The sequence below is a fragment of the Calothrix sp. FACHB-168 genome (assembly GCF_963889195.1).
Taxonomy (GTDB): Bacteria; Cyanobacteriota; Cyanobacteriia; order Cyanobacteriales; family Nostocaceae; genus Aulosira; species Aulosira anomala_A.
The window spans coordinates 209,783-231,709 of the sequence record NZ_CAWPNJ010000052.1; the positions used below are offsets into that span (position 1 = coordinate 209,783).

The window sequence follows — 21,927 nt, forward strand, 5'->3', positions numbered from 1 at the left end:
AACTGACAACTGACTATTGACTATTGACTATTGACTAATATGTTAAAAATCCTGTTTTTAGACCAAAGTGGTAAACCTGGGGGTGCAGAACTATGTTTAATAGATATTGCTAAACCCTATCGCGATCGCTGTCTTGTTGGCTTATTTGCAGATGGTTCGTTTAAAACTTTATTACAGGAAAATCATATTCCTGTAGAAGTTTTAACTGATAGATCGATTCAAGTTAAAAAAGGTAGTAGTTTTTTTCAATCATTAAGAAGTTTACAACAAATAATTCCCTTAATCATTAAGGTAATTAACAGAGCCAAAAACTATGATTTAATTTATGCGAATACTCAAAAAGCTTTAGTCATTGGCGCGATCGCAAGTTTTTTTGCTCGTCGTCCTTTGGTCTATCATTTGCACGATATCCTCTCCAAAGAACACTTTAGCCTCAGTAACCGCCGGATTGCTGTTAACTTAGCTAATCGTTTTGCATCGTTAGTAATTGCTAATTCTCAAGCTAGTCAATCGGCTTTTATAGAAGCTGGTGGACGTAAGGAATTAACCACAGTTATCTATAATGGATTTGACCCCAAAATTTATCAAACGAGCGAATTTGATGTCAGGCAATTACAGCAAGAATTAGGATTAGTTGGTAAATTTGTTGTTGGACATTTCAGTCGCCTTTCACCTTGGAAAGGACAACATATATTAATTGACGCTCTGGTGCAATGTCCCCAACAAGTAACAGTAATTTTAGTTGGTGAAGCCTTATTTGGCGAACAAAATTACGTGCAACAATTGCATCAACAAATTACAGATTTAGGGCTAGAAAATCGCGTTAAATTTTTAGGATTCCGTTCTGATATTCCTCAGTTAATGGCGGCTTGTGACTTAGTTGCTCATACCTCCACTTTTGCAGAACCATTTGGTAGAGTAATTGTTGAAGCAATGTTATCTGGTACGCCTGTGGTTGCAAGTAAAGCTGGAGGCGCAATTGAATTAATCAAACCAGGGATTAATGGTTACTTATTTCAACCAGAAGATTCTCAAGAACTAGCGCAAGTCATTACTGCTTGTTTAAAACAAAGGCACAACAGTACAACTATGGCTCATAATGCAAGAAGAATGGCAACTCAGCGATTTGATGTGACAAATATTAATCAACAAATTGCGGAAGTTTTATTATCTAAATTCAGATAATTAAGTAGTGCGTTGTTATTGAAGATAGCTGGTTAAGGTTTTCATTAATCATTGGTAAGGGTTGCAAGCATATTTACGTAAAGCGACACATCAATATATTCTAGAGGGTGTGGCAGTGCCCATAGGTGTCAACTTAAGCTAAAAATAGCCTCAGTCTCAGCTTTATCAACCACCTTGGAATGAATTCCAAGGCTAATACCTCAAGTCTACTAAAGTAGACTCAAGATTTTGAGGATATTTAGTCATCTTGAGATGACTTTGGCTATGAGCAAGGAACTTCAGTTCCTTGCGGTAAATTGGTTTCAGGCTAAATTATTAATGAAATTAATAATATTTATGGCAAGAATGTTTCAAGTTTATATAATTTGCAAAAATTCTTAAAAAAGGCAACTAAGGCACAATCAGCAAGACAAATAATCCTTTTTTTGCCTGTATTCTGCCAATTTTATCAGCCTCATCACTCTACTGCCTTGTTATTGAAAAGCCAACCAAAAGTATAAGAAAAATGATGATTGGTTGACGGCTTAAGTATAGTTAATTACAATTAATTGTAAAGATGAACCTATAATGAGGTTCATGAAAAAAATCGCTTGGGCAATAACAACAAAAATTACTCAAAGAATTGGGATAAAACTTATGAACGCTAGAATTGTTGCTTTGCTAGCAATTATGACAGCTTTTGCAAGCTTAGTAAGCCCGGTTCAAGCACAGTCATCAGGGATAGCAAACCAAGATACTCAAGAATATAAAATCACTGGTGATTCGCTGACGGGAATAAATAATCGCGATTCGCAGCAGGACTATCAAAGCTTTTTTGAGCAAAAAAATCCAGCAGTTACATATACTGAAAATCAGACAAATAACATAACTGCTCAAGATTCACGCTTAACAGAAGCACTCTCAGCCCCTAATAGTTCACTTATTTTTGTTCCTGTTCAGTCTTTTAATGGTAATGACGGAACACAAGTACAGTTTGATTTTGGTAATAGTCAATAGTATTGGGCATGGGGCATTGGGCATGGGGCATTGGGAATTTGTGAATTTACCTCGTCTCTTTGTCTCCTATTCCCTAAGAGGATGTTTTAAAAGTCCTATCGTTGGTAGCAAAACGTTTTAGATCCCCCTAAATCCCCCTTAAAAAGGGGGACTTTGAGAAGTTTCCCCCCTTTTTTAAGGGGGGTAGGGGGGATCAATAAGTATCTAAAATCACAGCCAAAAACTTTTCAAACAACCTCTAAGACAATTCAAATTTTTGCACTGCTGCAATCAATTGATCGATTTCTGATTCTAACGTAAAGTAATGCACGCAAGCACGGACGCAATCGGGATCGCGAATTTGACGGATGAATAATCTTTCTGATTCTAAAAACTGAACTAATTTTAAAGTAGTTTGGGGTGTTTGGTTCACTAGTTGAAACGAAACTAAACCACTTTCGGGGGGGGATGTCCGCAAACATTTGACATTAGGTAAAGCTGTTAATTGTCGCCATAGATATTCACTGTGGCGACAAATTTGTTGATGGCGTTCTTCTGCGGTTCCCCATTGCTGATGAATAGCGATCGCTTCTTTTAAACCAACGTACAATGGATAATCTGATGTCGCGACTTCATATTGGCTACCGTCGGGATTCCAATCTATTGGCTGACCGCGATCGTTTAAAATAACACTGCGCCAACCTACAAAAGTAGGTTTTAAACTAGCTTTTGCTTCGGGACGCACATATAAACCGCCAATACCAGCAGGGCCACATAACCATTTGTGACCTGTGAAAGCATAGAAATCTACGCCTAATTCAGTTAAGTTTAAAGGTATAGCCCCAACAGATTGAGCCGCATCTACTAAAAGTAGAGAATTATTATTTCTACAGACTTCGGCAATTTTATCTAAAGGTAAAACTTGGCCTGTATTCCAGAGAATATGACTTAAAACTACCAAGCGAGTATTGGGGCGTAAATTTTGCGCGATCGCCTCTACAGGATCGCCTATATTTAAAGTATCCATCAAAGGACAAGTGGTAACTTCTACACCGAATCTGCGACTAATTTCTTGAGAAATGGCGATAATTCCTTGATGTTCGCAATCAGAAAGCAGAATATGATCACCAGAACGCCATTCAATCCCCCACATTGCAATATTGCAGCCAACGGTGACATTTTCTGTGAGAGTCATGGTATTTGCTGGTACATTTAACTCAGATGCGATCGCTTCTTTTGTCGCTTTCACAGTTAAACCAATCCAACGCCCAACTTCATTACCAAAAGGGCCGAGTTTTTGGATTTGCGTTTGAGCTTCCGTAATTGCATCCATTACACTTTGATGCATCGGCCCTTGCCCGCCATAATTAAAATATGCTTTATTCGCTAAAGCTGGAAATCCTTCTCGATAACTATGCAAACTCTTGTCTAAGGCAGGAAAATTAGTCATACTCATTTTGGATTAAACTGGCAAAAATAGTGGATAGTCATTTGTCATTGGTCATTGGTCATTTGTCATTGGTCATTTGTCAAGAAACTTTTGATTGTGGACTGTTGACTGTTGACTGTTGACTCTTAAACTTTGTCTCCCAGAAAATGCTAATTCTTGTTAGCTTAAAGGAATGCTAATAAATGCCGATCTGTTACTGCAATATCAACGCTGTCAGCGCCGACCTTTTTTAGATAGTCGCGGTGATAGAACCCAGCGCGACAGTCCCAATGAGTTGCTGCTAAAACTGCAACAAGACAAAATTGCTTATCAAAAAAGTATTTTGGCAAATTTGTCTTATCATCAGCCAGATTATCCCAGAAGAGACTGGGAAGCTGGTCAAGCCGCAACTCTAGAATTGATGCAGCGTGGGGTTGAGTACATTCATCGGGGAATATTGCTAGTTAGTTACGACGAATGGGTAAATACAGAAAATGAAAATTTCTCTGTTTCCCCAGATTATCAAAAATATACCCTGCTCAGTTGTCCAGATTTACTAGTCAAACATCCTGGACAATCTCGTTTTGGCGATTGGATCTATTTACCTGCAAATTTGGAGATGGGTAAACGTCCCAAGCAGGAATATCAAGTAGGAATTGCATTTCATGCTCAAATATTGGCAAAATTCCAAGAAACTGCGCCGCCAATAGGTTTATTACAATTGCGTACCAGGGAAAATACTTATCCAGTAGATTTACTGAAATGGACGCCACAAATGCAGCTGATATTGGCAGAGTTGATTGCCGCTTTAGAGTCAGCCGATGGTGCAGAAGTATTTATTTCTCGGCAAAAATGCAATCTTTGTCACTGGTATAGTCAATGTTATGCGATCGCGCAATCGCAAAAACATCTGTCTCTTTTACCTGGAGTCACCCCAGTTCGCTACAAGCAATTGCAAGAACTAGAGTTAACGACACTGGAATCTCTAGCTAATACCAATCCCAGCATTTTAGAAAATCTGACTGGTTTTGACCGTGAAGTAGCCCACAAATTAGTAGTACAAGCGCAAGCCGTACTGCAAAATCGTCCGTTGATTTTACCTTACCCTTTACCGCTAGAAACTATTACTTATACAGCGCCTATCGAGATTTATTTTGATATTGAAGCGCAGCCAGATTTAAATTTAAATTATCTTTTAGGTGTTTTAGTAGTTAACAGACAAACTAATACAGAACAGTTTTATTCTCTCCTGGCAGAAAAACCAGAAGACGAAGAACTAGTGTGGCGACAATTTTTAGATTTAGTTTGGCAATATCCCGAAGCCCCAATTTATCATTTTTGCGCCTACGAATTTGATACAGTGCAGCGCCTGGGAAAACTTTACCAAACACCCAATTCTCAAGTACGTCCCGTACTTAACCGCTTTGTGGATGTTTATGAACAATTAACCCAAAGCGTCGCCTTACCCATAGAAAGCTATGCTTTAAAAGCCATTGCGCGGTGGTTAGGCTTTGAATGGCGTGATAAAGAAGCCAGTGGTGCTAAGTGTATTTACTGGTACGATTCCTGGTTAGAAACAGGCGATCGCACTTTATTAGAAACAATTCAACGCTACAACGAAGACGACTGCCGCGCAACCCGCAACGTCAAAGACTGGCTGGTGCAATTCTTCCAAGAAGAGTATTATTTGCGGCCTGCTTAACAACAGTCAACAGTCAACAGTCAACAGTCAACAGTCAACAGTCAACAGTCAACCGGCATTAATTCCTTCTGCCCTCTGCCATCTGCCTTCTGCCATGATATTGTGTTGTTGGACTTTGACAGGTTAATTTTAGCGATCGCTATCCATGCAGCCCATCAAGAAAATTTTAAATTGGCGAAGAATTATTTATTTTATTATCCCCATCATTATTATCAGTCTTTGCTGGAGCAATTTAGCATCGGCATCGGTCAATATTACTCAGATCCAGTTTATCGGACAAGCTACTCTTCCCAAAGGATTGAACTTCCAAAAAACCCCGGTTGGTGGTTTGTCAGGAATCACCTATGATGCTAAAAAAGACCTTTTTTATGCAATTTCTGATGATAGGAGTGAAAAAGCTCCCGCTCGTTTCTATACTCTGAAAATAGACCTGAGTACAGGTTCACTTAAAAATAATGGTGTTGTCCCTATTGCCGTTACCACACTCTTGAATGAAAATGGTGACACCTTTGCTAGAGCTACCAGCGATACGGAAGGAATTGCTTACACTAGCAAAAATACTGTCTTTATTTCTTCAGAAGGTGATGCTAAGGAACTCGTTAATCCTTTTATTAAAGAATTTTCTTTATCTACTGGTAAAGTAATCTCAACACTACCCATACCAAACAAGTTTTTACCTGCTAAAAATGGTCAGTCTGGTATCCGCGATAATTTAGCTTTTGAAAGCTTAACCGTTACGCCTAACGAAGCGAAACTATTTACAGCCACCGAAAATGCTCTGATTCAAGATGGTGTAGAAGCTCAACCAAATATTGCTACTTCTTGCCGGATTATACAGTATAATTTACAAACCCAGCAGCCAGAAAAAGAATACCTTTATCAAACAGAACCAATATCATCCTTTTTGAATTTTACTGGTAAGTTTGCTAGCGGGCTACCCGATTTAGTTGCCCTTGACGATAGCGGAAATTTCCTCAGTTTAGAAAGGTCATTTACAGGCTTAGGATTTGCTATTTTATTATTTCAGGTTTCCCTAGATGGTGCTGATGATATTCAGCAGATCGATAGCCTCTTAAAAATTAATTCTCAACAAGTCAAACCTGTACGAAAAAAACTGTTGTTAGACTTGCGAGGTTTAGACGTATTGCTCGACAATATCGAAGGTTTAACTCTAGGGCCTAAATTACCTGATAATCAACGCTCATTAATCCTAATTAGTGACAACAATTTCAATTCTTTACAACGTACCCAAATCCTCGCCTTTAAGCTGAAAATCGAATCACCTTGGATGCGCATCTTCCGCCGTCTGATTCCAAATTTCAACCGCTAAATTGCTGCTGCTGGTAATCACTTTGTCATCAGTACTGTAGTCCACAAGAAAATTGTGGACTATGAAGTTAATGAAAAACTCCACCCACAAGGGGATGGAGTTTTAGGGCATGGGGAATGGGGCATAGGGCATAGGTAAGAGTTCCCAATGCCCAATGCCCAATGCCCCAAGTCGGCGGGCGGCTATCCCTCTCCACCCACAAGGGGATGGCGTTTCCCGCCGACTTCCAATGAAAAAGGATAAAAATATTTATTTTACGTATATCTACTGAGAATGAGGGGTCATACCACCGATCTGAATTGTGGATTCAGTGGAATCTCTCATACGGTTTTTAAAATAAATATGTTACACCATGATTAAGAACTGTTACATAGATTTTTTTGTAATTTTATTAAAAACTCACCAAGTATTGGAGTAAATTTTACTCGACATGATCAATTCTCTAAAATCAGGGATGTTTTTTATAGATAAAATAAAGTTTACAAGAGAGTTATGTTAATAACTATCTAATTTTTAAAATAAATATATGGTGCAGAATCCGATTCCGAATCTAGCCAACAATAAAACTGAATTAGATATTTATATTGGTAAATTTCTCAATAACCGCTATTTAATCAGAGATTTAATTGGTAAAGGAGGGATGGGTAGAGTTTACTTAGCTGAAGATGTTGCTAAAGGTGGAATGGCGGTTGCAGTCAAAATCCTATCACTCAGCTTAGGAAGTCAGCAAATATCCCAACGCTTTGCTAGAGAAATTTTTATTGGCGCACAATTAGGACGTAAAAGTAGAAATATCGTTCGCGTATTTAGCTATGGTGCTACCGAAGAAAATATTCCCTATTATGTGATGGAATATCTTCAAGGTAAAAACCTCAAACGTATTCTCAAAAATCAAACATTATCTTTAAGCAAAATATTAGACATTTGCCAGCAAATTTGTTCTGGCTTATACTGCGCTCATCAAGGTATTATTCTTAAAGGCGAAAACTATCCTGTTATTCATCGAGATATTAAACCAGAAAATATTTTCTTATTAGAAGAACTAAAAAAAGATAATGTAGTTAAAATTCTGGATTTTGGTATTGCTAAATTTTTTACAGAACGCAGTGGGATGACCCTCACTGATTCCTTTATTGGTAGTTTACCTTACTGCTCTCCAGAACATATGGAAGGGCGTAAACTATTAGATGTGCGTTCTGATATCTATAGTTTAGGCATATTAATGTTTGAAATGCTGGCAGGAAAACATCCATTTCAAACCACTAGTAACTCATTTGGTACTTGGTATCAAGCGCATCATTTTGAAACTCCACCGCCATTAGATGACGTAAATCCGCAATTAGCAATTCCCGCGAAATGGCAGAAATTGGTGATGCGTTGTTTAGCCAAAGAAGTAGGCGATCGCCCACAAAGTATTAAAGAAATTTTAGTTGATTTAGAGTATATTAAACTAGAACTTGAGCAGTCAGTAAATAATAAGATAGATGAGAAATTACCATCTTCTCCAGTCCAAATAGTACCTGTCACTTCATTAACAGAAAAAGAGTGTTTACAGAAAACTTGGCCTAAAAATAGACCAATTGCGCCTATTGGATTTCCTTATTTATTACATACACTACAAGGAACTATACCCACATTTTGGGCAATGTTACCTAAGCAAGAAATCGCCAAATTTTTAGATAAAAATTACGGCACTGAATTGATTGCAAAAATGAATATATATCCCATGATATTATGGGTAACAGTCTTACATAATGCCCAAAAGTCGCAAACCAAGTGGCTATCTTGCTTTTTAGATATGAATGATGGACGCGGGCAAAAAATAGCGCAAAGTTTAGCAGAAATAGGCTACTATCATTTACTATTTTTTTCTATCGAAGACCCGACTAATTGTAAACATGTAATTACCTTAACTCTGAATGCTAACCAGCGCCAATATTTAACAGATTGGGTAGCCAACAAACACAATTATCAAGAATTTATTTCTACCAAGCAAGCCAAAATCATATTAAAAGCAGAGCATGAAAGATTAAAAGCTAGCATCATTCGCAAATTAGTGGCAAATACAGAACCTAAAGGAGTAAGTTTAAAAACTTCTCTACTCAAACTATATTATTTCTTTTTTGGGGCAGAATAAGGTTGAGAGTAGATTAAGTTGCGAATGATTAAGTAGAGATATAAATTAGATATTTCCTGGGAATAATCAAACCAGGAATAATTAGAGGTTGTAAAGGTGAATAAAAGCTCATTTGCATCTCCACAGGCTACAAAATTGCTAGCCAATCGTTATCAACTGCGCGAGTTAATTGGTAATGGAGGCATGGGCAATGTTTTTTTAGCTAATGATATTTTGCTCGGAGGAACCCCAGTAGCAATTAAATTTCTTGCTCATACTGTTTGTGAACCAAAGATGCAACAAGATTTTGCTAGAGAAGCATTGATGAGTGCAGCTTTGAGTCAAAAAAGCATACATATAGTGAGAGCATACGATTATGGCGTAAGTGAAACCGGAAATCCTTATTACGTTATGGAATATTTACCGGGTAAGTGCTTGAAGGAATTCATGCCGATGGATTTACCCATGTTTATGACTTTGATGCGACAAATTTGTTTAGGCTTACAATGCGCCCATCAAGGAATAAACATTGATGGCAAAATTTATCCATTAGTACATAGAGATATCAAGCCAAACAATATATTAGTTATTCCCGACCCTATATTAGGTCAATTAGTCAAAATTCTCGATTTTGGAATTGCGAAATTTTTAAATCATACTGCAACTAACAGCACAAATAGAAAATTTCACGGCACATTACCTTATTGTTCGCCAGAACAATTAGAAGGAGAAGAATTAGATAGCCGCTCTGATATTTATAGTTTAGGGGTGGTGATGTTTGAAATGCTGACAGGTGAAAAACCTTGGCAGCCAGAAACAGATCATTTTGGTGCTTGGTACAAAGCACATCACTTTGAACAACCCAGAGCGATCGCGCAAATCAAACCCGATTTACAATTACCAAGGGCGTTAAATAATTTAATTATGGCTTGTTTAGCGAAAAAAGCCAGCAATCGCCCGCAAAATATGGCTGAAGTGCTGCGAGTCCTAGAAAATATTAATCGCGCTCATTATTTCGCCTTGCCATTAAATATTAGCTGCCAGCAAGTAGAGACTAATCTCCCGCCAGAACTACCCAAAAACTCGGAGTTACCGCCAGCAATCGAACAAGCCTGCTACAAACTCACCTGGCCTGAGAAAAAACCCATTCAAGAAATTGTCTTTCCCCAGGTTATCGACACCGAACAAGGCTCTGTAGCATCGCTGTGGCTGATGTTATCCACCCAAGAAATCAAAAAACGCAGCCTTTCGATTCGTCACAACGAATTTTTGTTTATCGCATCGCCGCACCCGATGTTACTGTGGCTGACAGTTCTGTACAATCGCCTGCTTGTACCTAAGTGGCTACCTTGCTACTTAGATATGCAAAACCCACAAAATCAACGCCTAGTCACAGCCTTAGCAGAAAGTGAACGCTACCCTTTAATTTTATTTACTCTCGAACCACCCCATTCCTGTATCAGCGTCATCAGCAGTTACATCGATCCCAGCAAGCGGCAACTCTTGAAAACTTGGGTAAAACAGAGTCAAAGCTTACCACATGCCGATCAAGCCCAATTGAGCAAAAACATCTTAAAACAGCAGTATAAGCAAATGCAATCCCAGATTCAGCAGCGTTTAGGCGCAAAACCCCCGGTTGTGGCATCTCGTGCTTTGTGAAGAAATATGGCGAAGGGGGACAAGGAATTTTAGATTTTAGATTTTGGATTTTGGATTCTAATCTAAAATCCAAAATCTAAAATCTAAAATTGTTTCCAATGCCCCATGCCCAAATTTTTTTCTTCCAGGTAGTTGACAACCCAAAAGAAACGGTACATAATAACAAAGTTGCCGATTGAGGGACTGTAGTTCAATTGGTTAGAGCACCGCCCTGTCACGGCGGAAGTTGCGGGTTCGAGCCCCGTCAGTCCCGTTAAATTAGATATAGATAAGTAAAAGTGCTGAGTCTTAAGTAGACGTTGGTGAAAGAAATTTATTTGTAAATTCTACCTCATTAGCGATCGCCTAAAACTCAGCGCTTGTTATAGTGATCGTGCTTTGAGAAAGAGAGAAAGAACTGTGACAGTTAGAGTTCGGATTGCTCCCAGTCCCACGGGAAATTTACATATTGGTACAGCGAGAACGGCTGTATTTAACTGGTTATTTGCTCGTCACCACGGCGGGAAGTTTATTTTACGCATTGAAGACACAGACTTAGAGCGATCGCGTCCTGAATATACAGAGAATATTCTCGAGGGTTTGCGCTGGTTGGGTTTGAACTGGGATGAGGGGCCATTTTTTCAATCTCAACGCCTGGATCTCTATAAACAAGCAGTAGAAAAGCTATTAGAACAAGGGTTAGCTTATCGCTGTTATACCACCTCGGAAGAATTAGAAGCTTTACGAGAAGCACAAAAAGCTAAAGGGGAAGCACCGCGTTATGATAACCGTCACCGTAATCTCACCCCAGAACAAGAAGCAGCTTTTAAAGCAGAAGGACGTAGTTTTGTCATTCGCTTCAAAATTGAAGACGAGCGAGAAATTGTCTGGAATGACCTAGTTCGAGGCAAAATGTCTTGGCGCGGTAGCGATTTGGGCGGTGATATGGTCATTGCTCGCGCTTCCGAAGCCGGAGTAGGTCAACCGTTGTACAACTTTGTGGTTGTAGTTGATGATATAGATATGCAAATCACCCATATCATCCGGGGTGAAGACCATATCGCCAATACAGCCAAGCAAATTCTGCTTTACGAAGCTTTGGGAGCAAAAATACCCGAATTTGCCCATTCACCCCTAATTTTAAACATGGAAGGGCGCAAGCTGTCGAAGCGTGATGGCGTAACCTCGATTTCCGACTTTAAAAAATTAGGCTTTACTTCCGAAGGTTTAGTTAATTACATGACTTTGTTGGGTTGGTCACCATTAGACTCGACTCAGGAAATATTTACCTTAGAATCAGCAGCGAAAGACTTCGGCTTTGAGCGTGTGAATAAAGCCGGTGCAAAGTTCGACTGGGCGAAGTTAGATTGGTTAAACAGTCAGTACATCCACCATACCCCAGTAGACAAGCTGACAGATTTACTCATACCTTATTGGGAAGAAGCTGGTTTTAAATTTGAAGGTGGCAGAGAAAGAGCTTGGTTAGAAAAGCTAGTAGCTTTAATTGCCCCTAGCTTAACTCGCCTCAAAGATGCGGTAGAGCAAAGCCAACTGTTTTTTAGCGATACCGTAGAATTTAGCGAAGAAGCCGTGAAACAATTGCAGCAAGAAGGTTCTGCGGCGGCGCTGCAAAGTATTTTGACAGCTTTAGACAATCAAGAAAAATTAGACGAAGCCAGCGCCCAGGAGATTATCAAGCAAGTAGTCAAAGCGCAAAATGTCAAGAAAGGATTAGTAATGCGATCGCTCCGCGCCGGCTTAACTGGAGATGTTCACGGCCCCGATTTGATTCAATCTTGGTTACTACTCAACCAAATTGGTTTAGATCGCTCGCGTTTGAATCAAGCCATAACTGCTGGTAGTTAAATAGCGATCGCATCTGATACAGCGACAAACCATCAGTCTTAAGAAAAATTTTAGATTTTTAGAGGCGTACCTATGTGCGCCTCTATTAATAATTAAAGCAACCAGAACAATTGATAACTGTTGACCGTTGACCGTTGACTGTTGACTGTTGACTGTTGACTGTTGACTGTTGACTGTTGACTGTTGACTGTTGACCAATGCCCAATAACAACCTAGTTAATTATTCTATTGTTCGGGAACATTTTGTGTAAAATTAATGTCTTTATCTACACTTAGATAACCATGTAGTTAAAATGCCGAAAATAGCCTTCAATAAAGGGATAAGCTTACCATTTTTGATACTTGCATTCTTCGTTACATCAACAACTTACACCAGAGCGGATACGCAACAAACACCACCCATATTTGGAGATGTTACCATCGGCAAAAATTTTTCCCCAGATCCGTTTACAGTTCGGGGGATGAGTGGCGGCTCAATTCCCGGAAATCAAGTATCAAAGCGCCCGGCTACTCCCACTGGCCCCTGTACGGGATTTGTCGATGAAGCTCCAGACCATAAATTAGAGTTAACTAGTAAATTCGACTACTTGAAGGTGCAAGTGCAAAGTCCTGAAGATACGACGATTATTGTCAAAGGGCCTGGTGGTATCTGGTGCAATGACGAGTTGTCAGATGGTCAAAATCCTGGTATTGCGGGTGAATGGCTCCCCGGAACTTACCAAATTTGGGTGGGTTCCTATGTCCAAGATAAGTATTTGCCTTACACGCTGCAAATTACAGAAGTGAAGTAGGGGCTAGGGACTAGGGGCTAGGGACTAGAGGCTAGAGGCTAGGGGCTAGGGACTTTTTATTTGGTGGTGGGTGCTTGTAGGCGCTCCCACAGATGGCTGTTTGTCGCCGCAAATACATCAGCTACACCGCTAGGATTTCCGCATCCAAAATCAAGCATCGACAATAGGATAGAAGAGTAGAGAAGCGCCCAGGATTAAGGAAGCAAGCTTTAATAATGCTTCGTCTTGGGGACTTTTCTTAATTCTCGTTGCTTTTGGGGTGTAGTTTTGTATTAAAATTAAGTTAACTTTAATTAAGATTCGTGATGTCGTTATAGATTTGCTGTAAGGCACTTAGAGTTTCTATAGCGATGCGCGTAAAACATCAGATTAAGCAAAATGGATTTATCAAAATCCGTTTCCCAGCGATTTAGCAACCAAATTAAGGATGGATGATGACAAAAACTTTTGAATTCCCCGATTAAAAGCCTTTGTGCTAGCGTTACCAAAGGGTAGCGCGGCTTACAGGGTTCAGTTTGAAAAATTTTATAGTTTTTACTCAACTCTCATCCTGAAATTGCAGGATGATTACATCATTTGGTTGCTAAAGCTGATGAGTTCTATTGGCATCTAGAGGCAGATAAAGATGAAATTTTCTTGGAAAGTCCTTTTACTTTGGACATTGCCTGCTTTGGTAATTGGCTTTTTCTTTTGGCAAGGGGCATTTGCAGGTGCGCCGGCTGATATGACGAAAAATGCAGCCAATACCCGCATGACTTATGGTCGCTTTCTGGAATATGTAGATGCTGGTCGCGTCAGCAGCGTAGATCTGTATGAAGGTGGCAGAACAGCAATTGTCGAAGCCGTGGATCAAGACATCGAAAATCGTGTCCAACGGTGGCGGGTGGATTTACCTGTGAACGCGCCTGAGTTAATCAGCAAGCTTAAAGAAAAAGGAATTAGTTTTGATGCTCATCCCATGCGCAATGATGGTGCTATTTGGGGTTTATTGGGCAATTTAGTTTTCCCAATTTTATTGATTACCGGTTTGTTCTTTTTGTTCCGTCGCTCCAGTAATCTTCCCGGCGGCCCCGGTCAAGCAATGAACTTCGGTAAGTCGAGAGCGCGGTTTCAAATGGAAGCCAAAACCGGGGTGAAATTTGACGATGTAGCAGGTATTGAAGAAGCTAAAGAGGAATTACAAGAAGTTGTCACCTTCCTCAAACAGCCAGAAAGATTTACTGCTGTAGGTGCGAGGATTCCTAAAGGCGTGTTGTTAGTAGGCCCTCCCGGAACTGGTAAAACTTTACTAGCAAAAGCGATCGCCGGGGAAGCTGGTGTTCCTTTCTTTAGTATTTCCGGTTCGGAATTCGTGGAAATGTTCGTTGGTGTGGGTGCTTCCCGCGTCCGCGACTTGTTCAAGAAAGCTAAAGACAACGCTCCCTGTATCATCTTTATCGATGAAATTGACGCCGTAGGTAGACAGCGTGGTGCAGGTATCGGTGGTGGTAACGACGAAAGAGAGCAAACTCTCAACCAGCTACTCACCGAAATGGATGGTTTTGAAGGTAACACAGGCATCATTATTATTGCTGCTACCAACCGTCCTGACGTATTAGACTCAGCATTATTGCGTCCCGGACGCTTCGACCGTCAAGTCACCGTGGATGCACCAGACATCAAAGGACGTTTGGAAATTTTACAAGTCCACGCTCGCAATAAGAAATTAGATCCGAGTGTATCCTTAGATGCGATCGCTCGTCGTACTCCTGGGTTTACAGGTGCAGATTTAGCTAACTTGCTCAACGAAGCGGCAATTCTCACCGCCAGAAGACGCAAAGAAGGCATTACCCTCACCGAAATCGATGATGCGGTAGATCGGGTAGTTGCGGGTATGGAAGGTACTCCTTTAGTTGACAGCAAGAGCAAGCGCTTAATTGCTTACCACGAAGTCGGTCACGCCTTAGTGGGAACACTGTTAAAAGACCACGATCCAGTACAAAAAGTTACCCTCATTCCTCGCGGACAAGCACAAGGTTTAACTTGGTTTACTCCCAACGAAGAACAGGGTTTAATTTCCCGTTCTCAATTGAAAGCGCGGATTACTGGTGCTTTAGGTGGACGCGCCGCCGAAGAAGTAATTTTTGGCGCTGCTGAAGTAACCACTGGTGCTGGTGGCGACTTACAACAGTTATCGGGAATGGCCAGACAAATGGTTACCCGCTTCGGCATGTCAGATTTAGGCCCCTTATCCTTGGAAAGCCAACAAGGTGAAGTGTTCTTAGGTCGTGACTGGACAACCAGATCTGAGTATTCTGAATCTATTGCATCTCGAATTGATGGTCAAGTGAGAGCGATCGTTGAAGAATGTTACGAAAACGCCAAGAAGCTTATTCGTGATAATCGCAGCGTCACCGACCGTTTAGTCGATTTGCTGATTGAAAAAGAAACCATTGACGGCGCTGAATTCCGGCAAATTGTGGCTGAGTACACTGATGTACCTGAGAAACCTCAGTATGCGCAGCTATAATCGCTGATTGAAAATTAGTTAATTTAATGGGTATGGGAATAACACCATACCCATTTTTGTTTGGTTTCAGAATTAATTTTCAAATTCCCAGCTTTTTGATTATCTATTTATTAGACTTCTTATACCAATTCAAATAATGTTTGCGACACATCAATATATTCTAGAGGGCATGGCAGTGCCAATGCCCCTACAATCAACGATTATCTGTACCTCACCAACTTGCAATTTGCTGTATTTGCGGTAGTTCTCGAATCAGTTCATAGAAAATCGCATCTGTTTTCATAAACTTCGTCCATGTTGAAACCTGGAGTAGTGCGGGCAGCGTTCGACTGAGCGCTCACGCCGAAGTCTTGCCCGCTACTACCATCAGGGAGCAAGATGCTCCCACTACCCATGAAAAACTATGGTTCCCAAAATAGATGTGGTTTAAATCTTAATTACGAATTACGAATTACGAATTACGAATTATTAGCCGATGTTATTTTGCTTTAGCAATATAACCCCATTTACCGACAAAATTGTATGACTTCAATTGACCACCTACAAATACCCCAGCTAAATCTTCATAAAAAGTATGATAATTCACAATATAGCGAGGTTTAATTAACACATCACCATTGCGATTAATATAACTCCTTTTATCACCAATACTAACCCAGGCAACACCATCATTAAAGTCTGATACTGAATCAAATGTATTTTGCAGAACAAATTTACCAGTTGTATCAATAAACTGTCTTTTATCATTTATCGATACTATGGCTAAACCTTCAGAAAAAGTTGAGGCATAGGGAAATATTATGGGAAATGCCTTTTTTCCAGTTTTATTAATAAAAACATAACCACCATTGACGGGAAATCTTGCCAATCCATCTGAAAAAGGGGTGTGGACATCTACTTGATCTAATTTTTCTACTTCAGTAAATTTCCCTGATTTATCAATAAAACCAAAAACTGAACTTGTCGAAGCAAATGCTACTCCATCAGAAAAATCATCAGCCCAGAGAAATTGTGGTTTAATAATAAATTTTCCTGCTTTATCAATAAACCCAACTTTCTGTTGATAGCCAACGGCTGCTAAACCTTCAGAGAAATGTGCAAAACCGAATATACCTCTTGGAGAATCAAATTGCGGTTTAATGACAATTTTACCTGAAGTATTAATGTAGCCTATCTTGCCATCAACTATAATCATGGCTAAACCTTCATAAAAAGGAAAAGCTTTGTCAACATTTTGCGCGATCGCTATTTTACCTGTCTTATCTATATAGCGATACTTACCGCCAATAGTTACTAATCCTAATCCATAAGAAAAGGGATAATGCTCATAATATTGCGGTGCTATAATTATTTTGCCAGTTTTATCGATTACACCCCATTTCTTGCCAATTTGCACCCAAGCTACACCATCAGAAAAACCTTCTACAGCATCAAACTGCGGCTGAATTTTAAATATATCGCTGCCAACTACATATTTTGATGGCACTAAATTCCACAGAAATAAAGCTTGACAAATTAAAGCCGCAAATTCGCCTCTAGTAATTGGTTGATTGGGACGTAACCTTCTGACATTGGGATAATTGACAGCGAAAAAGTTTAGACAAGCATTTGCGATCGCAGGTTTAGCATAATCAGGAATTTCTGCCGCATCATCTAAAAATTCTAGCAGAATTGCATCAGGATTTTGCACTAAATTAAAATTTACTCCTTTTACCAAAATAGTTATTGCTTGCACCCTTGGTAACAATTCGTTGGGTTTAAAAGTGCCATCAGGATAACCTTGGAAAAATTCTCTAGCACTAGCAAATTCTATTGCTTGTTCTGCCCAGAAATTGGGTGAAACATCTGAAAATTGCATCGGATTTCGTCTGGCTGGCAGATTAGCAAAAGCTTTCATTAAAATCGCCGCAGCTTCAGCACGAGTAATTGTCTTTTCTGGCAGAAATGTACCATTTGGATAACCTTTAATCACTTCGCGTTTGGCTAATTCTCTGATACATTTTTCAGCCCAATGATTTTGAATGTCACTAAAATTGAGAGAATTTGACATATCTTAATAATCTTGCGATATATGAATTTAAGTAGGAAATTCCATTCAAAAAATACCCTATTAGTCAGGTATTTCAACAAATAATACAACTACTGCAATATAAATATATGGGAATTAGGCGATGTCTACGATAAGCTGCTCTGCATCTACGCAATTTGGGCGATCGCTCGTCCAAAATCCTCTAAGAATGTCATCATAGTTAAGGTAAAACATTCTGGAGATAAAGCTACGGTTTACGCACGTCCTTTAGCACGGTTAATTGAGCAATTGCAACGCCTACCAGGAGTGGGGCCTAAGTCTGCCCAACGCTTGGCTTTGCATATTTTGAAGCGACCAGAAACAGAAGTAGAGGCTTTGGCACAAGCTCTGATTGATGCTAAAAAACAGGTGGGCTTGTGTTCTGTCTGCTTTCATTTATCTGCTGAACCAGTTTGTGAAATCTGCCGCAATCCTAACCGCGATATCAATACTATATGTGTAGTGGCAGATTCCCGTGATGTGATTGCATTGGAAAAAACCCGCGAGTACAAAGGTAAGTATCACGTTTTGGGTGGGGTGATTTCGCCAATGGACGGTATCGGCCCGGAACAGTTGACTGTTCAAGCTTTAGTAAGGCGGGTGAGTCAACAAAAACCCCAAGAAGTAATTTTAGCGATTAGTCCCAGCGTGGAAGGTGAAACCACGACATTATATATTGGTCAACTATTGAAACCATTTACCAAGGTGACGCGGATTGCTTTTGGTTTACCTGTGGGTGGAGATTTGGAGTACGCCGACGAGGTGACGTTAGCTAGGGCTTTGGAAGGGCGGCGAGAGTTGGATTGAGGGTTGTGATTTTTTGGTTCAGGCGATCGCATTCCTGGCAATGTCATTATATAGAGTGAAAATGCGATCGCATTCCCCAGCAATCTCATTAGTTTTAAATAAAAATGCCTTAACGCGAATAAGTCTATTTACCAGGGGGAAGCGGGAGTTCAATATTTAATTTGCTTCCTATTTCCATAACATTGTTTGCAAAATCTGTTATACCTGCAATTGGTGTAGCGACTAAACTAACAGCAGTTAATAAAGCTGTTAGACCCTTTTTGAGTTTGGATGTATTGCGTTCTTGTTCTGGCTTTTGAACTTCTGCTTCTACATCATCAATAATATCAATAATGATATTGTCACGGATTTCTGGGGGAAATTGGGTGGCAGTTTGGCGGAGGTTGGCGATTAGTTGCAGAATTTCGTTAATATTTGCGCCGCTTGTTTGGTTGAAGTTAGAGGCTTGCAGACTGGCTTTGTCTTTGACTTTGTTGGCAAAGTTGCCGATGTTTGCGCCTTGCAGGTTGTTTATGTTTTCTGTCATGGGTTTAAATTCTCCGTGGTTGTTATTGTAAATCTGGTTGACAATTGTAAAACTGCTTTCTGGATCAACTTTTTGTGATTTTCGCCGTGATTCTAATGATTCGTAGCCATCTAAAAGTTGACGCAAATCTAGTTTTAATTTTAATTTGCCGATGGTGACTGTGCTTTCACCCATTGCCTCAAGCCCCAGAAGTTCTTGGTAGTCGAGGGGTGGATGATTAAGATAGCCGGGAACGGGAACCCATTCGGTGGTTTCAAGATTGGGAAGACTTTTATGGATTTTGTTGAAGACATCGCGGAGAATACCGAGAAATAAGCGGCGGGTTTCTTTGCGTCCGCTAATGGTGATGAAGATTTTTTTGTCTTCGGGATCGGCTTTGATGCGAGCAATGTTGTAGATTTCGTTGTGTTCTTGATATCGCAACATGACGCCACTGCGCCAATAGATTTGTTTATGAATTTTTTCGTGGGTGATGACGATGAAGCGGGAAATAATGCTTTCGGGGAGAACTTTGTAATGGTATTGAAATTCTAGGGTTTCGCCTTCTAATTCTGTTTCCTCTGGTTCGTCTTTGGGCAAAAGTCCCGCAATCAGGAATTGTGGTGGCTGACATTCTAAGGCAAAGCAAAGCTCAAATTCTTTCATCAGCCCTATTAGATAGCCGTGACGCTGAGTGGGGTAACGCTTTGGATTGAGGATGCGGCTGAGATCCGTGTGGGTGAAAATGCCTTTGCTTTTAGTTTTGAGCATTTCATCGCTCAGAAGTGCGTAAATACCTTCTGTTACCCAGTTGGGTTTGAGGACTTTGGTATCTTTGAGGATGGGATGCTCGCGGAAGTTGAGAACTAAGCCGAGTCGATGCAACAAATCGATGAGTTGCTCTTGGTTTTGTTCTTCGGGAATTTTGTTTTCGTAGCAGATGCCGATATAGTTACTGTAGGTGATGAAGTCTTGAGGCATGGATTCAAGTTGCTGTTTGACCTCAAACCATGAGAGAGGTAAAAGGTCGTAAACTTCTTTGAGGTTGGCGATTTGCTGCAAAATGGCGGTGCGAAGTTCATCAATGCCGATATTGTCTTGGCAAGAAGTTTCGATAATGACTTGGATATTAGGATATTTTTCGCGTAGTGCTTTGCGGTTGATGTCGAGGGGTTGTTCGTCTTTTTTGTTGCCAACGATAATCACGGGGGACTGTCCGCCGAAGCTTTCAATTAGTTTCAGCCAATATTCGATGCGGTTTTCTTCTTCGCTGGTGCGACAATTACAGACTAGGAGATAGAGGCTGCGCTTAGTCAGAAAAAACTGATGGGTGGCATGATAAATTTCTTGTCCGCCAAAGTCCCAAACATTGAGGCGAATGTCTTTGCTATTGACCTGCACGTTCCAAGTTTGGACATTGAGTCCGTCGGTTTGGGGTTGATTTTTATCATATTTATTGCGGATTAGACGCTCGATGAGAGATGTTTTGCCGACGCTACCTTGTCCGACAAGCAAGAGTTTGGCTTCGTGTAATGGTCGAGTTTCACTTATGCTAATTTGCCGCAAGTAATTCAAAATCTTTTTTGTATCTTTTGAATTAAGAATTTCTAATGGAATATTGGTTATTTGGTTGCCACTGAGGTCAAGCTGGGTGAGATTGGTTAATTGTGCCAGCGCCTCTGGTATCTCGGTTATTTCGTTGTAACTAAGGTCAAGCTGGGTGAGATTGGTTAATTGTGCCAGCGCCTCTGGTATCTCGGTTATTTCGTTGCCACGGAGGTCAAGCTGGGTGAGATTGGTTAATTGTGCCAGCGCCTCTGGTATCTCGGTTATTTCGTTGACACTGAGGTCAAGCTGGGTGAGATTGGTTAATTGTGCCAGCGCCTCTGGTATCTCGGTTATTTCGTTGCCACTGAGGTGAAGCTGGGTGAGATTGGTTAATTGTGCCAGCGCCTCTGGTATCTCGGTTATTTGGTTGTAATTCAGGTGAAGCTGGGTGAGATTGGTTAATTGTGCCAGCGCCTCTGGTATCTCGGTTATTTGGTTGCCACTGAGGTCAAGCTGGGTGAAATTAGTTAATTTTGCCAACGCCTCTGGTATCTTGGTTATTTGGTTGCGACTGAGGTGAAGCTGGGTGAGATTGGTTAATTGTGCCAGCGCCTCTGGTATCTCGGTTATTTGGTTGCGACTGAGGTGAAGCTGGGTGAGATTGGTTAATTGTGCCAGCGCCTCTGGTATCTTGGTTATTAGGTTGCGACTGAGGTGAAGCTGGGTGAGATTGGTTAATTGTGCCAGCGCCTCTGGTATCTCGGTTATTGGGTTGTAACTGAGAACAAGCTGGGTGAGATTGGTTAATTTTGCCAGCGCCTCTGGTATCTTGGTTATTGGGTTGTAACTGAGAACAAGCTGGGTGAGATTAGTTAATTGTGCCAGCGCCTTTGGTACCTTAGTTATTTGGTTGTCACCAAGGTGAAGCTGGGTGAGATTGGTTAATTTTGCCAGCGCCTCTGGTATCTTGGTTATTAGGTTGCCACTGAGGTGAAGCTGGGTGAGATTGGTTAATTTTGCCAGCGCCTCTGGTATCTCGGTTAGCCCTACTCTAATTAAGATAAGTTCCTCTAAATGTAGTATTTGCGTTACCACATCGGGAATGCTCTCTAAAGGATTGCCACTAATATCCAACTTACGCAAATTAGGCAAACCCAATAGTTCGAGTGGAAGCGTTTTTAAATTGTTGCCTGAAACCTTTTCGAGATAGCGGTTTCCCACTTCTTCATCACCTTCAACCTTCTTTCCCAAAATCAAAGACTCAAGCTGCTGCAACTTACCAATTTCCCCAGGTAACTCAGTCAACTCTTGCCCCGACAAGTCTAACTCTCGCCAACCCTCAGCCGCCGCGCGCTCTATCAGTAGCAATAACTCATCCTGCGTCATAATTCCCAGCAAAAGGGTAAAAAGAAAGAAGATTGATGCACATTATCTTAACTGATGTGGAAAAAATGCTAC

At 40.6% G+C, this 21,927-nt stretch carries 14 protein-coding genes and 1 tRNA gene; 11 read left to right on the forward strand and 4 right to left on the reverse strand.

Annotated features, from left to right (window positions below; genetic code table 11):
- The first annotated feature begins 39 nt into the window (after positions 1–39).
- A complete protein-coding gene (locus tag AACW45_RS28305) occupies positions 40–1,185 on the forward strand; it encodes a glycosyltransferase family 4 protein (protein ID WP_190629620.1) in 1,146 nt (381 codons plus the stop codon).
- A gap of 576 nt (positions 1,186–1,761) precedes the next feature.
- Positions 1,762–2,181 (forward strand): hypothetical protein, encoded by a 420-nt coding sequence (locus AACW45_RS28310; RefSeq protein WP_190629490.1) that lies wholly within the window; start codon positions 1,762–1,764, stop codon positions 2,179–2,181.
- Between the two features lie 238 nt (positions 2,182–2,419).
- Here the strand turns inward: AACW45_RS28310 and AACW45_RS28315 are convergent, their stop codons facing one another.
- Positions 2,420–3,610: an aminotransferase class V-fold PLP-dependent enzyme gene (locus AACW45_RS28315; RefSeq protein WP_190629492.1), complete on the reverse strand. Its 1,191-nt coding sequence runs from the start codon at positions 3,608–3,610 to the stop codon at positions 2,420–2,422.
- Positions 3,611–3,782: 172 nt separating this feature from the next.
- On the opposite strand from AACW45_RS28315, the gene AACW45_RS28320 reads away from it, so the two are divergent.
- From AACW45_RS28320 to gltX, 6 genes are all read left to right on the forward strand, one after another.
- Positions 3,783–5,291, forward strand: a complete 1,509-nt coding sequence (locus tag AACW45_RS28320) for a TM0106 family RecB-like putative nuclease (protein ID WP_190629494.1) — start codon at positions 3,783–3,785, stop codon at positions 5,289–5,291.
- A gap of 145 nt (positions 5,292–5,436) precedes the next feature.
- The gene (locus AACW45_RS28325) at positions 5,437–6,621 is read left to right on the forward strand and encodes an esterase-like activity of phytase family protein (RefSeq protein ID WP_190629496.1); all 1,185 of its coding nucleotides are present in this window, start codon (positions 5,437–5,439) and stop codon (positions 6,619–6,621) included.
- 526 nt (positions 6,622–7,147) lie between these two features.
- A complete protein-coding gene (locus AACW45_RS28330) occupies positions 7,148–8,758 on the forward strand; it encodes a serine/threonine protein kinase (RefSeq protein WP_190629498.1) in 1,611 nt (536 codons plus the stop codon).
- A 96-nt stretch (positions 8,759–8,854) separates the two neighbouring features.
- Positions 8,855–10,396 (forward strand): protein kinase domain-containing protein, encoded by a 1,542-nt coding sequence (locus AACW45_RS28335; protein ID WP_190629502.1) that lies wholly within the window; start codon positions 8,855–8,857, stop codon positions 10,394–10,396.
- Between the two features lie 179 nt (positions 10,397–10,575).
- Positions 10,576–10,649 (forward strand) — tRNA-Asp (locus tag AACW45_RS28340).
- Positions 10,650–10,795: 146 nt separating this feature from the next.
- Positions 10,796–12,241 (forward strand): glutamate--tRNA ligase, encoded by a 1,446-nt coding sequence (gene gltX / locus AACW45_RS28345; RefSeq protein ID WP_190629505.1) that lies wholly within the window; start codon positions 10,796–10,798, stop codon positions 12,239–12,241.
- On the opposite strand, the gene AACW45_RS28350 is transcribed toward gltX, so the two are convergent.
- Entirely contained in the window at positions 12,197–12,439 is a 243-nt protein-coding gene (locus tag AACW45_RS28350) for a hypothetical protein (RefSeq protein WP_190629506.1), read from the reverse strand. The genes gltX and AACW45_RS28350 overlap by 45 nt on opposite strands.
- Before the next feature lie 95 nt (positions 12,440–12,534).
- On the opposite strand from AACW45_RS28350, the gene AACW45_RS28355 reads away from it, so the two are divergent.
- Positions 12,535–13,032 carry a hypothetical protein gene (locus tag AACW45_RS28355; RefSeq protein WP_190629509.1) on the forward strand — a complete coding sequence of 166 codons (498 nt, stop codon included), beginning with the start codon at positions 12,535–12,537 and terminating at the stop codon, positions 13,030–13,032.
- 625 nt (positions 13,033–13,657) lie between these two features.
- Complete coding sequence (gene ftsH2 / locus AACW45_RS28360; RefSeq protein ID WP_190545329.1) at positions 13,658–15,541, forward strand: ATP-dependent zinc metalloprotease FtsH2; 1,884 nt, start codon at positions 13,658–13,660, stop codon at positions 15,539–15,541.
- 478 nt (positions 15,542–16,019) lie between these two features.
- On the opposite strand, the gene AACW45_RS28365 is transcribed toward ftsH2, so the two are convergent.
- Positions 16,020–17,591: a WG repeat-containing protein gene (locus tag AACW45_RS28365; protein ID WP_190629511.1), complete on the reverse strand. Its 1,572-nt coding sequence runs from the start codon at positions 17,589–17,591 to the stop codon at positions 16,020–16,022.
- Between the two features lie 195 nt (positions 17,592–17,786).
- Between AACW45_RS28365 and recR the strand changes: the two genes are divergently transcribed.
- On the forward strand, positions 17,787–18,416 hold the full coding sequence (gene recR / locus AACW45_RS28370) for a recombination mediator RecR (RefSeq protein WP_190629623.1): 630 nt from the start codon (positions 17,787–17,789) through the stop codon (positions 18,414–18,416).
- A gap of 124 nt (positions 18,417–18,540) precedes the next feature.
- Here recR and AACW45_RS28375 read toward each other — a convergent pair whose 3' ends face one another.
- Positions 18,541–21,855, reverse strand: coding sequence for a leucine-rich repeat protein (locus AACW45_RS28375; protein ID WP_190629513.1), 3,315 nt, complete (start codon positions 21,853–21,855; stop codon positions 18,541–18,543).
- Positions 21,856–21,927 lie beyond the last annotated feature (72 nt).

Excerpts from the sequence above, each read along its gene's own strand:
- AACW45_RS28365 (WP_190629511.1), bottom strand. The coding sequence starts at position 17,591 with ATGTCAAATTCTCTCAATTTTAGTGACATTCAAAATCATTGGGCTGAA.
- AACW45_RS28305 (WP_190629620.1), top strand. The coding sequence starts at position 40 with ATGTTAAAAATCCTGTTTTTAGACCAAAGTGGTAAACCTGGGGGTGCA.
- AACW45_RS28310 (WP_190629490.1), top strand. The coding sequence starts at position 1,762 with ATGAAAAAAATCGCTTGGGCAATAACAACAAAAATTACTCAAAGAATT.
- AACW45_RS28330 (WP_190629498.1), top strand. The coding sequence starts at position 7,148 with ATGGTGCAGAATCCGATTCCGAATCTAGCCAACAATAAAACTGAATTA.
- AACW45_RS28325 (WP_190629496.1), top strand. The coding sequence starts at position 5,437 with ATGCAGCCCATCAAGAAAATTTTAAATTGGCGAAGAATTATTTATTTT.
- AACW45_RS28355 (WP_190629509.1), top strand. The coding sequence starts at position 12,535 with ATGCCGAAAATAGCCTTCAATAAAGGGATAAGCTTACCATTTTTGATA.
- ftsH2 (WP_190545329.1), top strand. The coding sequence starts at position 13,658 with ATGAAATTTTCTTGGAAAGTCCTTTTACTTTGGACATTGCCTGCTTTG.
- AACW45_RS28320 (WP_190629494.1), top strand. The coding sequence starts at position 3,783 with ATGCTAATAAATGCCGATCTGTTACTGCAATATCAACGCTGTCAGCGC.
- AACW45_RS28375 (WP_190629513.1), bottom strand. The coding sequence starts at position 21,855 with ATGACGCAGGATGAGTTATTGCTACTGATAGAGCGCGCGGCGGCTGAG.
- AACW45_RS28315 (WP_190629492.1), bottom strand. The coding sequence starts at position 3,610 with ATGACTAATTTTCCTGCCTTAGACAAGAGTTTGCATAGTTATCGAGAA.